Origin of the sequence: Lysinibacillus sp. UBA5994, assembly GCF_002429725.1 — a bacterium.
In the GTDB taxonomy this organism is placed as follows: domain Bacteria; phylum Bacillota; class Bacilli; order Bacillales_A; family Planococcaceae; genus Lysinibacillus; species Lysinibacillus capsici.
On the sequence record NZ_DJAU01000057.1, the window covers coordinates 62,558 to 75,171 of the forward strand.

Sequence of the window (12,614 nt, forward strand, 5' to 3'; positions counted from 1 at the left end):
CAATAAATCTATGATATTAAGCATATCCAAATAATTAATGCAATTAAAGTGGCGAACAGTGTCGGAATGGTAAGAATAACACCGATTTTAAAATATTGTCCCCAGCTAATTTTAATGCCTTTCTGGGCTAATATATGAAGCCATAGCAATGTTGCCAGTGAACCAATCGGTGTCATTTTTGGACCTAAATTCGTACCAATTATATTTGCATAAATCAGTCCTTCTTTCATCATGCCCGATGCACTTGTTTCTGAAATCGCCAAAGCATCTATCATAACAGTAGGTAAATTGTTCATGACAGCAGACAAAATGGCAGCGACAAATCCCATTGTCATCGTTGCTACTACGAAGCCCTGTTGTATAGCTAGTTCAAATAAATTTGCTAACATTCCTGTCATCCCTACATTTTTTAACCCATAGACAACCACATACATGCCAATTGAGAAGAACACAATATTCCATGGCGCTCCTTTTACAACTCTTTTTGTATCTACCACAGAGCTACGCTGTGCTAGCCATAAGAATATTGCAGCGACCCCACATAAAATAAAAGATACAGGGATGTGTAAAACCTCACCAGCTACGAAGCCCACTAATAGAATCCCAATTACATACCAAGCGATCGAAAATAATTTGGGATCTCGGATTGCCTGACTTGGTTGCTCAACGGCCTCAAGAGAATAATGTTGTGGTATGGAACGGCGAAAAACAATGTAAAGTACTACTATACTTGCCACTAACGAAAAGAAATTCGGTACAAGCATATGAACTGCATAATCTATAAAGCCTATATCGAAAAAGTCAGCTGATACGATATTCGTTAAATTGCTAATAACGAACGGTAACGAGGTTGTATCTGCTATAAATCCACTTGCAATAATAAATGGAAAGATCATTTTTTCACTCAAGTTCAGTTTTCTCACCATCGCTAAAACGATCGGCGTTAGAATTAAAGCACCCCCATCGTTCGCAAACAAAGCCGATACAACAGCTCCAAGGCAACTAATATAAACAAATAAGCGAATTCCACTTCCCTTTGCAAGTCGTGCCATATGTAGAGCAGCCCATTCGAAAAAGCCAATTTCATCTAAGATGAGTGAAATTAAAATAATACCAATAAATGATAGCGTTGCATTCCAAACAATCCCCGTTACCTCTAACACATCATGCCAGGTTACTACACCTATTAATAGCGCAATAGCTGCTCCTATACAGGCTGACCAGCCAATTGATAGTTTTCGTGGTTGCACTATGACAAAAAATAATGTGACTAAAAATAAAATAATGGCTAAAGCAGTCTGCATCGTTTTCCTCCCTAATTAAAAACCAGTAGCTTAAATGCTACTGGTTTACTCATTTTGTTAATATTTATTCGCCTAAATCTGCATTGTGGAAAACATTCTGTACATCTTCTAAATCTTCTAATGCATCAATTAGTTTTTCAAACTTCGCTACATCGTCGCCAGTTAAAGTCACTTCTGTTTGAGGCAACATAGAAAGCTCTGCTACTGTAAATTCTTCTACGCCCGCAGCCTTTAATGCTTCTTGTGTCGCAAAGAATTGGTCTGGCTCTGCATAAATAATTACCGCTTCTTCCTCTTCTAGAATATCGCGAGCATCAATATCAGCTTCCATTAAAATCTCTAGTACTTCATCAGCGGTTTTACCTTCTAAGCCAATAACTGCTGTTGAATCGAACATATAAGCTACAGATCCACTGACACCCATATTGCCGTTATTTTTACCAAATGCTGCACGTACATCTGATGCTGTACGATTTACATTGTTTGTTAAAGCATCCACGATAATCATTGTGCCGGCTGGTCCAAAGCCTTCATAACGTAATTCATCAAAGCTTTCATCACCGCCACCTTTTGCTTTATCAATGGCTTTTTCTATAATATGTTTTGGAACACTGTATGTTTTTGCGCGTTCAAGCACTACTTTAAGTGCACGGTTTGACTCTGGATCTGGTTCGCCCGATTTAGCTGCCACATAAATTTCTCGCCCAAATTTTGCATTAATACGGCTTGTGCTTTGATCTTTAGACGCTTTCTTTTCTTTAATATTGTTCCACTTACGACCCATTGTTTCCACTCTCTTTCAAAAGATAAATTTATAAAAATAATAGATACACAGTTGTATATCTGTAAATGGTAATTAAATACTTATCGTATCTTTACTCTGCAAATAATAACACAATGATGCTTACAAAGCTAGATATACCAATGTTTAAGGTAGCATTTTTCTAAAAAAATGGCTGTTAAAATTTACGATTTTAGCGCCATCTTACAACAGCTCTTGTTTAATTTTTGCTAGCAATGCCCGACAGCCTTCTTGCACCAATTCATAGGTTTCCTGAAAATCACCTGTATAATAAGGATCCGGGACATCCTTACGATGCGCTGTTAAATCTAAAAAACGAAAAATCTTTGGCGAGTTTGGATTGCCTAGTATTGTGCGGATATTACGAATATTGCTTTCATCCATTCCAATAATATAAGCAAACTTTTCAAAATCAGACTTTTGTAATTGTCGACCTTGCATATCTATTGTAGAAATACCATATTCCCTAAGCTTATCCTGTGTACCTCTATGTGGAGGTTCGCCAATATGCCATGAGCTAGTAGCAGCGGAATCCACTTCAATTTTATCTTCTAAATGCTCTTTCTTCACCATGTCGCGCATGACCGCCTCAGCCATGGGTGAGCGACAGATATTACCTAAACATACGAAAAGTACTCGAATCATTTTATTTTCCTCCTACAACAAAGCACTCAAAATCAATTTGATTCTGAGTGCCGTTTGCTTTTATTTTACGGGAATACGTTTCTGTAGTTCTTCTGTTAGAGCAACTAATTCATGCTCAAGGTGTTGAGTAAACTGCTCACGACCTTCTTTACCCTTGCCTGTTACATAAAAAGGCTCACCATAAATTAAATAGCCTTTGCCTCGCTTCATTACATCACCCACATTACGTGCACCAACATAAGCAGCTGGAACAATTTGCGCCTTTGCCAACTGTGCAATGGTAATAGCCCCTTGTTTTAAATCTGTTCCTTCTGCACTACGTGTCCCAGAGGGGAAAATCCCTACAATTTTACCTTCCTTCAATAACTGCGAAGGAATTTTAATCACGCTTGGTCCAGGATTATCACGGTCTACCGGAAAAGCATTTAAATGCTTAACAAGCCAGCCAAGCCCTTTCATTTCAAATAATTGCTTCTTCGCCATAAAGTGAATTTCACGAGGGTACATGGCTACACCAAGGTTTAAAATATCCACATAGCCAGTATGTGTACAAGCTATAATAAACCCACCCTCTTTCGGCAAGTTTTCTTCTCCGTATACACGAGCCTTTGAACCCATTAATTTTAATATTACTTTGACAACATTTGCTGCTAGTTTATACACTGTTACATTCCTACCTTATTCAATAGTTATTCCCATTGTAATCGAAAATACCAGTATACTGCAATTGCAGGTGACCAACTTAAACCTTCCCTACTAATAGATCCACATCAATCGTGATTTCATTTAGTTCAACGGCTGTTTGTTCTGCTTTATGCCAACCCATTGGTGTCATCTCTAATAGAGCGGGTACTAGCTCTTCTGAAAGCGGTAAAGTATAAGTTACACGTTCTACGTTTACCTCACAAAAACTTTCTTGAAAACGAGCTACAATTTGTTCATTAGAATAAGTTTCCTTGTTTGAATCTGCATATAATTGAGCACGCAGTTCCCGCAAATAACCACTTTGCGGTACAACCTTCACAAGACAGCCATTCGGTGTAAGAAGTCGTTTAAACTCCTCATAATTTGCTGGTGATAGTATATTTAAAATGGCATCGAAACTCGCTTGAGCAAATGGACTTTTAGCTAAATCCCCTACACACCAAATTTGTTGAGGATAATGACGTGCTGCAGCCAAAATGCCCTCCTTCGCTATGTCAATTCCAACGCCAATACCATGATCTCTATCATTCATAATGCGAGCTAAATGTGAGCCCTCTCCACAACCAGTATCGAGCACCGTTTTTGCAGAGCTTATAAGCTCACCGATTCGGGCTTCTACAGCATCATAAATCCCACTATCAATAACAGCCTTGCGGGATTCAAAAAGGCTCTTACTATATTTAGAAGCGGCGTTATGTGTCAGCATATTGACATAGCCTTGTTTCGCAATATCAAAGGAATGGTTAGAAGTACAAACCAATCTCCCCTGCTCATATACATGCATTGATTGCTGACAGATTGGACAAGCAAAAAGGGTGATATGTTGATCCATTAATGCCGCCCCGATAGCACGTTTCGATAATGCGCCCATTTCTATGCCTCCTTTTTGTCGTTCGGTGATACAAGAGCATAACGCTCCCATTTACGACTTTTCCATCTAAAGTATACGATAATTGCCCGCACCCATTCATCTGCTGAAATGGCTAGCCAAATTCCGACCAAGCCCCAATCCAATACAAAGACAAATAAATAGCCAAGCGGCAGGCTCATGCAAACCATTGATAGAAAACCAATTTTCACAGGGAATCTAGCATCCCCAGAAGCGCGTAAAGAGTTAATGACAACGATATTCATTGTGCGACCAGTCTCTAGCAAAATACTTAATGCTAACACGGATGCCCCAATCTTAATGACTTCTGGATTATCAGTAAATACCTGCATAAGTGGCTTACGGAATAGCGTAACGACTGCGACCATAATAATCGTAAAAGCAAATGCTGCACGAACACTTTTCCATAGCTGATGATACGCCTCATCTTTTTCTCCTGCACCTACATGACGACCAATAATAATGGCTGTTCCTGTACCAATGGCAATTGCAAATAAATACGTAAACATCGAAATATTCATAGCATATTGTCGTGCTGCTAGTGTTTCTGCTCCTAAGTAAGTCGCATAATATAAAAAGATGATTTGGCAAAATTGATAAAGTACCTGTTCAAACGCAGATGGTAAACCAATGTTTAATATTTTTCTCACATATTCCTTTGAATACTCAAAAAAATATTGTAACTTTACGCGCACTTCCATTACCTGATACAGCAACCAGAAAAATACTAGGACGGCTAATCCGCGACTAATGACAGAGGAAATAGCCGCTCCTTTCACACCAAGCTCTGGTAAACCTAAATTCCCAAAAATAAGACCGTAGTTTAGCACAACATGTAAGACGTTCATGCCAAGCGAAACGTACATAGTTTGTTTTGTCCAACCATGTACACGAATAATTGCAGCGAGTGCATTAATAATAGCCTGTAGGAAAATAAAACTCCCAATGATGGCTAAGTAACTTTGTGCATAGTGGAGTACTTCTCCCTGCAAGTTCATCATTGTCATTAAATGTCTCGCAAAGAAGAAAAATAAAATACTCATTAAAAGCCCAACGACCAAATTCATCGTGACCGCTAACGCCGAGATCTTGGCCGCTTCAAAAAAGCGTTTGGAGCCTAAATACTGAGAAACAACAATAGATGCACCATTGCCCACTACCTCCAGAATCAAGATGGCAATATGGATATATTGATTGGCTGCACCTACTCCTGATACAGCATTATCTGATAAAGCACTGAGCATAAAAGTATCGGCTAGTCCCATCAACATAAATAGAAAAACTTCTAAGAAGATTGGCCATGTTAAATGGAATAGACTTAACTTATTTGTCTCTTTAATTGTGTCTGCCAATACTTTCACTTCTCCTATTTTTTCTTAAAAATCTATTGTATCTTATCACAAATATTCAGACTGTAAAGAGATTTATAGGAAGACAGTGCTTCCACATAAAAAATCCCTTTCACATCGTGTGAAAGGGCTCATTTTTAAATTAAGCAATAAGATTGTAATTGCTCTCGTTTTTCAATTGTTAGGCCAAATTCCTGCTCTAAAAACCCAGTCTTAGAACCATAGCGACGATCCATCGCATCCAATGCTGCTTGTAAATAGTCTTCACGGGCGGACATTAATGCATAAAATTGCTGTAGTTCTTGCTCATTATACTGATGCTGAATAGCCTGAGCCATTCGTTCTACCATTGGACGTAAATGTATATTAGTATCTAAATAATCCTCCATGATAGTCTCCACGGGTACATCTAAAGCTAGTAAAATAAGTGCTCCTCCAATACCCGTTCGGTCCTTACCAACTGCGCAATGATGTACAAGACCTAGATTATTAGGATTTTGAATCGTTTGCATTAACTCTTTAAATGAAAGATTGTTAAAAGGCATTTGTGCATAAAAATCCCGAAACATCTCAGGGCTTACCACTTTATAGAAATCTCTACCACCAGCATTGGTTGGCATTTCAAAAGCATGATTACCCTTCGCTGGGATTTGTATATATTGAGCATGCGAGAACACTGGGTTAGGATTATGATACGCCTCATTGTTATCGCGATAATCAAAAATGGTCTTAATCCCTAACGTTTCAAATAGCTCTTTATCCGACAGTGTCATTTTTCCAAGGGCAGCTGAGCGGTAAAATAAACCGTTCTTTACCCTACGCCCATCTTTTGTTTTATATCCACCCATGTCTCGGAAATTATAGACTGCTTCAAATGGAATTACCTTTGTCTCTAATTGCTCCAATCACTACACCTCCTAAGATTATCAAGCATACTTACTTTTATTTTAAAGAACAAACTACATTAATTCCAATTTTCACGCTAGGTAATAATTTAAACCACATAAAAAATGCTAGCTGAATGGCTGACAGCTAGCATGGAAACATTTCTTATTTAAATAACTCTGGGTACACAGCCTTCGCTACTAATTCTACAGCTTCACCAATACGCGGACCAGGTCGATTAGAGATATCTGTATCAATGGACAATACCGCTTTGTTTTGAATAGCTTTCACAGTATTCCAACCATCACGTCCAAGAATTTCTCCTATTGGATCTTCTGTATAGTTTACTGTTGTTAAAATAACATCTGGATTTTTCGCAATAACATCTTCCTCATTCACTTTTGCCCAGCTATTCAAGTCAGAAAAAACATTATTAACATTAGCTGCATCTAATATTTCTTGCTGGAAAGTGCTAGAGCCTGCTGTATATATATCTGGCTTAGGGCTAACCTCTAAATAAACATTTTTCGGCGTTTTTACATCCTTCACCTTCGTTTGTACTTCAGCAATTTTCGCTTTAATCTCTTCGTTTAATTTATTTCCTTTATCAGGAACATCCATCACAGCAGCAATTTGTTCGATATCTCCATAAACATCGTCGAAAGTAGTCGCAGATTGAATAACAAACACTTTAATTCCTGCGTCCTCAAGCGGCTTTAGGGCATCCTTATCACCGATTGTATAAGCAATGACAACATCTGGCTTTAACGCTATAATTCTTTCACTGTTAAAGTTCGTAGTATCAGAGACACGTTCAATTTTTTGTGCTTCCTCTGGGTAAGTATCGTACTCAGTTGCTCCTACAATTTTATCGCCAACACCTAAAGCAAACAAAATTTCAGTATTACTTGGTTGTAAAGATACAACTGTTTTTGGTACTTCTTTAAACTCTATTTCCACTCCACGGTCATCTGTCACTTTATAGCTTGTTTTCTCTGCTTGTTGTGTATCTTGCGAAGCATCTTTATTTTTTGTATCTTCAGCAGTGCCACAGCCTGCTAATACCAGTGCAAGTAAGAGCACTGATAGCCATTGGAAATTAAATACTTTTTTCATTGTTATTCTCCTTTTTCTTTTTCATTGGGTAGGATTTACTAATAAACGGTATTTCCGCTATTCCAGCTTGCTGATTCATAAAAACAGCCATGACAAAACATACATTAGCTAATAAACCAAGGTAATCGAAAAGAATAGCTGGAACCTCTCGTTCTTCTGATACTTTGTGTAAAGTACGATATGATTTTTTTGCCTCACTGCGACAAAGATGTAAGGCTGCAGCAGCCTCTGTTCCTTGAGGTAAAACAAAACTTTGAATCTCTTCCTTCACATGGCGAACGTAAAAATCATAACGTTCACTTAACCAAGATAAATCCTCTTCAGTTACTGCTAATTTCCCACGTACTGAGCCATTCACATGATAAGCCATAGGTAACATAAGCAATAAATCCTCAGCAACAACTTGAACATCCTCTTTTTTTACCGCAGCTAATGCAACTCCTAGATGTGTTGTCAGGCTATCTGTTCGAATTTCAAAATCGACCGTTGAAGCTTTCTCACGCATAAATGGATAACAAGAATAACGGGCATCTTTTTTCACTTGCTTCCCCCCTATTTTCTATAATGAAAAATTCTTATTTGAAAGGCATAAAAAAGTCGCTCCTTTTTGCAAAGGAACGACAAAAATAACATAATGAGCCATCAAACTGGACAAAGCCTATGTATTTGCCGTATATCCTCCTAGCTTCCGAGAAGTTTTTATACGTTCAAATAAAGGTCGGTCTCCTGGCTTGTACAGTTCGTCACATGAAACGAATGTGTTATAAAGGACCTTCCCATCTTCTTTGAGACAGTGGTAAATCTTTATAATGGCTGCACTTACAGTTGCGGAAACAGCTCCGGTTTTTCACCGGATTCCCGATTATGCTAATTAGCACCTTTATTCTGCAAGAATATTTCATTTGTAAAGCAGTTTATCATATATGCTTCAGAAAAAATAGCTGTACACAGTTTTAAAATATAGCATTATTTCTACTTGAAGAGAAAACCCTAACAAATTTTTACATTATTAAGAAATTTACTATAATAGTGTTTCAATTGCTTTTTCAATATCGAGCTGTGAATCTGTTGGTTCAAAGCGTGCGACGGTCTTACCATTAGCATCTACTAGAAATTTTGTAAAGTTCCAGCGAATATTACGACCATCTAAAAAGCTTGGGGCAAGTTGAACAATTGCTTCTGCCAACATTTTCTCCTGCATACTTGCCTTCCCAAACTCTCGGTAATCCACTTCATGCTTTAAATAATTAAAGAGTGGATGGGTAGCCTCTCCATTTACCTGTACAAGCTCAAAAATCGGGAATGTGACCCCATAGTTTACCTTGCATAGATGCTTAGTTTCCTCCCCATCTTCAGGATTTTGATGGCCAAATTGATCACAAGGGAATCCAAGAACTACAAAATTCTCTTTTCCATATCTATCATACATTTTCTGTAAGTCTTCAAATTGATATGTAAATCGGCATTGGTTTGCCGTGTTAACAATTAACATTGTTTTTCCACGATATGTTTCCATCGATAAAATTTCGCCATTAGGCTTCCGAACTAGATAATTATAAATGCTCATGCATAATCCCCTTTTTTCATTCATTATAGTTGACTATTCTATCGTTCATCAAAGAATTTGCACAAAAAAACACCACCTCGCTACTTTGAACGGATGGCTGACTTATACTTCTTTTTATATTTAGCATCTTGTTCTTCATTAATTAAACGATGGGCAATATCTAATAATTTCGAGTCATTTGTTTGATCATATAACTTTTTAAATGACATTATAATATCCTGACGAATAAGAGATGGCTGTTTTTCATCTATACATGTTTGAAATCTTTTAGCTAGATACGATACAACCAAATCTCTTTGTACTGGACCCGCCTGTCCAATTTTCCAAATTGCTTGTAATGCATGCCTTGCCGTAGCAGATTGTTCATCGTAAGTCACAGCCCAAATCTTTAAAAAATCCTCCAAGACCCTTTCTTCTGGATCACTTTTTGCAGCTAAAGCGCATAAAATTTGTGCAGCACGTGCACGAGAATAACCATTATTGTATGTAAGAGCTTTTATTAGCTGTTCCCAAACTGCATATGTCCAATCTACGGGTTCTTGCATAATTTTTATTAATTCCTCGTAAGATTCATATTGAATATCGCGATCATGCTCTGTTAGATTACTAAAAAGTTGCAAAATCTCTTTTTCCATAATTCATCCCTACCTTTATTGTTTCAGAACGTAATAAAATTTGATTTATGGTTACACTTAACTTAATTTTTTCGCAAAGAAGGTGAGTTTATGAATAAATTTAATGCTAGGAAATTGATTTTTCGGTTGATTGTGATAATATCACTACTTCTAGCTGCCTATTTTGTTATCCCAGTGTCCATGCCTTTAATACTTGCTGGGATTAGTGCATTTTTCTTAGAACCAATTGTCATGTTCTTTAAACGGAAATGGAAAATGTCACGGAAAATAGCAGTTGCTTTTATTTACATAGTGAGTGTTATTGTTATATCTATTATTTGTTATCTTTCTATTACACAAATAATGACACAAATAATTTTACTATCTAAGCAAGCTCCCTATTATATTTCCAAGCTATCAGATATGTGGCTTCATATGCAAGAAAATATTTCTAAATACACAGAAGACTTTCCACCTGAAGTAAGTGCTTCGCTTCAAAAAACCACTATGGATTTCATAAAGAAAGTCGAAGAATCCTTTTTAAGCTTCTTTAATTATAGCAAAGTTTCTGCCTTCTTTTCAGAGATACCCAGCCTATTTATCAGTCTTCTCGTTTATATGATTGCGCTATTCCTATTTATGCTTGATTTGCCTAAGTTAAAGCAAATCACTTATAAATATTTAAAGCCCAATACAGCAAAGAAGATAAAAATTATTTTAAATCGCTTAAAAGATGCAACATTTGGCTATATGAAGGCTCACTTATTTGTAAGCTTTATTATTGGAGGCGTCACACTCATTGGACTGCTATTAATCCAACCGAAATATGCAGTAACAATGACGATTATTATCTGGTTAATAGATATTGTACCATTCCTAGGCTCTATCATTATTCTAGCGCCATGGGGACTTTACCACCTGTTGATGGGAAACACCTCTATAGCTGTAAAATTATTCATCTTAGCTGCTATTTTACTTATTATTCGTCGAGTAGTCGAGCCTAAATTAATGGGAGACCATATCGGTTTATCCACTTTACCAACATTAATTTCCATGTTCATAGGTCTACAGTTATTTGGTATTATCGGTTTACTTGTCGGCCCATTCGTTATTATTTTCTTTATTGCCTTGAAAGAGACAGGTGTCATCAAAGTAAATTTTAAAATTTAATATCAATTTAATATGCAGGAAAGTCTCTTTTCAAGAATAGAAGTAGTCGTCTTGTTTCTTTTGAAAGAATAGCATTCCAAAAACAAAAAAGGTCATCTTTGTATATTTTTCTCTACAAAGATGACCTTTTTCTTATCTCAACCGTCTATATATTAGTGAGGCCTATTGAATACGTCCAAAGCCTACTAAGTATTGATTCCACCAATCAAGTGATTCAATTACGACACCATTGTTTTGAGCGTCGATCATTGTGTTATTACCTAAATAAATACCTACGTGAGCTACACCTGAACCATAGCTGAAGAACACTAAGTCCCCAACGCGTGCTTCACCTGCTGAAATGCGTTGTGTTGCTAAATATTGTTGTGATGCTGTACGAGGTAAAGAAACACCCGCTTGCTTATATGACCATTGTACAAGACCTGAACAGTCAAAACCTGTCGATGGGTTGCTACCACCCCAAACATAAGGACGTCCTAGGAATTGTTTAGCTGTTGAAATGGCATCTCCTGAAGAAACAGTGCCAGCTCCTGACCCAACAATAATTTTTTGTGGTTCGCCTCCACCATTATTCTGAGTTGCTTGTATAACTGGTGTAGCTGCTTGAAGTGCACGTAAACGAGCTGCCTCTTCTTCAGCTGCTTTACGCTCTGCTTCTAAACGTTCTTCTTCTTGTTTCGTTGCAATTTCAGCTTTTAATGCAAGTGATTTCGCTTCGTTCTCAGCTTTCTTCACTTCCATTTCGCTTTCTTTTTGCTGAAGCTCTTGGAATTGTTTTTGAAGTTCCTTTTGTTTTTCATCTAATGTAGCTTTTTGTTGCTCTAAGCTTGCTTTATCTGCTTCCTGTTGATCCACTAATTCTTGGTCAGCATCCATTAATGTTTTTACCGCTACGACACGATCCATTAAATCTGCAAAGCTTTTTGCCTCAAGCACTACATTTAAATAAACACCTACAGTGTTGTCTTGCGCTTGATATGCAGCCATACGCTCACTTAAAATTTTTGAACGTTGCTCGATACGTTTTTGTGTTTCAACAATACTAGCATCCACTTCTTTAATATCTGCTTGTACTTGTTTAAATACCTTTACTTTTGCGTCGATCTCTTGTTGTAGTCTCGTTAGTTCTTCTTGTAATTTTTTAATTTGTGCATCTATTTCAGCCTTTTTCTCAATCATTTGTTGAGAAGTTTCTTCGGCATGTACTTCTGTTGGTTGAATTGTATTAAATAATAAGCCGCCAGCTAGTGCTAATGCTAGCACCATCGACTTACGCCATTTGTTACGCTTAGCCACGTTACCTTCATTTCCCTTCATCTATCAATTTCGCTCTCGATATTCTATGTAATCACTTGAACGATTTCTATTTTAATTAAATGTTCTTATATTTATTTTAGCCTTTTAAAGTTTAGCATTTTCTACATAACTTTTATACTATTTCATGTCTATTTAATACATTAGTAAAACTCGAAATATTTCTGTAACATTCGCACTTAAACTACATTATTCTACATAATACATTTTTCTTCTACACAGAGAAACTATTAGCTAATTCGACATTAGACCTA

Annotated in this window: 13 protein-coding genes and 1 riboswitch; of the genes, 1 reads left to right on the top strand and 12 read right to left on the bottom strand. The window is 37.0% G+C overall.

What is annotated here, in order from left to right; all coding sequences use genetic code 11:
• Window positions 1–8: 8 nt before the first annotated feature.
• The 11 genes from B3D98_RS19135 to B3D98_RS19185 form a co-directional block, all read right to left on the bottom strand.
• On the bottom strand, window positions 9–1,304 hold the full coding sequence (locus B3D98_RS19135; RefSeq protein ID WP_269897948.1) for an arsenic transporter: 1,296 nt from the start codon (window positions 1,302–1,304) through the stop codon (window positions 9–11).
• A 64-nt stretch (window positions 1,305–1,368) separates the two neighbouring features.
• Window positions 1,369–2,088, bottom strand: coding sequence for a YebC/PmpR family DNA-binding transcriptional regulator (locus B3D98_RS19140; protein ID WP_004231899.1), 720 nt, complete (start codon window positions 2,086–2,088; stop codon window positions 1,369–1,371).
• Between the two features lie 201 nt (window positions 2,089–2,289).
• Entirely contained in the window at window positions 2,290–2,751 is a 462-nt protein-coding gene (locus B3D98_RS19145) for a low molecular weight protein-tyrosine-phosphatase (protein WP_066037998.1), read from the bottom strand.
• Between the two features lie 60 nt (window positions 2,752–2,811).
• Window positions 2,812–3,414 (bottom strand): lysophospholipid acyltransferase family protein, encoded by a 603-nt coding sequence (locus B3D98_RS19150; protein ID WP_048394163.1) that lies wholly within the window; start codon window positions 3,412–3,414, stop codon window positions 2,812–2,814.
• 79 nt (window positions 3,415–3,493) lie between these two features.
• Window positions 3,494–4,327: a putative RNA methyltransferase gene (locus tag B3D98_RS19155; protein WP_048394161.1), complete on the bottom strand. Its 834-nt coding sequence runs from the start codon at window positions 4,325–4,327 to the stop codon at window positions 3,494–3,496.
• A gap of 2 nt (window positions 4,328–4,329) precedes the next feature.
• Window positions 4,330–5,697 carry an MATE family efflux transporter gene (locus B3D98_RS19160; RefSeq protein ID WP_103118914.1) on the bottom strand — a complete coding sequence of 456 codons (1,368 nt, stop codon included), beginning with the start codon at window positions 5,695–5,697 and terminating at the stop codon, window positions 4,330–4,332.
• Between the two features lie 134 nt (window positions 5,698–5,831).
• Entirely contained in the window at window positions 5,832–6,599 is a 768-nt protein-coding gene (locus B3D98_RS19165; protein ID WP_048394158.1) for a tyrosine-protein phosphatase, read from the bottom strand.
• Window positions 6,600–6,744: 145 nt separating this feature from the next.
• Window positions 6,745–7,695, bottom strand: coding sequence for an ABC transporter substrate-binding protein (locus B3D98_RS19170; protein WP_103118915.1), 951 nt, complete (start codon window positions 7,693–7,695; stop codon window positions 6,745–6,747).
• Window positions 7,679–8,236, bottom strand: a complete 558-nt coding sequence (locus B3D98_RS19175) for a hypothetical protein (protein WP_004231886.1) — start codon at window positions 8,234–8,236, stop codon at window positions 7,679–7,681. Before B3D98_RS19175 ends, B3D98_RS19170 begins: the two co-directional genes overlap by 17 nt.
• Window positions 8,237–8,394: 158 nt before the next feature.
• A riboswitch (cobalamin riboswitch) is annotated at window positions 8,395–8,592 on the bottom strand.
• Window positions 8,593–8,716: 124 nt separating this feature from the next.
• Window positions 8,717–9,262 carry a glutathione peroxidase gene (locus tag B3D98_RS19180; protein ID WP_103118917.1) on the bottom strand — a complete coding sequence of 182 codons (546 nt, stop codon included), beginning with the start codon at window positions 9,260–9,262 and terminating at the stop codon, window positions 8,717–8,719.
• An 80-nt stretch (window positions 9,263–9,342) separates the two neighbouring features.
• A complete protein-coding gene (locus B3D98_RS19185) occupies window positions 9,343–9,897 on the bottom strand; it encodes a hypothetical protein (protein ID WP_054549633.1) in 555 nt (184 codons plus the stop codon).
• Window positions 9,898–9,987: 90 nt separating this feature from the next.
• On the opposite strand from B3D98_RS19185, the gene ytvI reads away from it, so the two are divergent.
• Window positions 9,988–11,046, top strand: coding sequence for a sporulation integral membrane protein YtvI (ytvI, locus tag B3D98_RS19190; RefSeq protein ID WP_048394150.1), 1,059 nt, complete (start codon window positions 9,988–9,990; stop codon window positions 11,044–11,046).
• Between the two features lie 162 nt (window positions 11,047–11,208).
• On the opposite strand, the gene B3D98_RS19195 is transcribed toward ytvI, so the two are convergent.
• Complete coding sequence (locus B3D98_RS19195; protein WP_288585341.1) at window positions 11,209–12,363, bottom strand: C40 family peptidase; 1,155 nt, start codon at window positions 12,361–12,363, stop codon at window positions 11,209–11,211.
• Window positions 12,364–12,614: the final 251 nt, after the last annotated feature.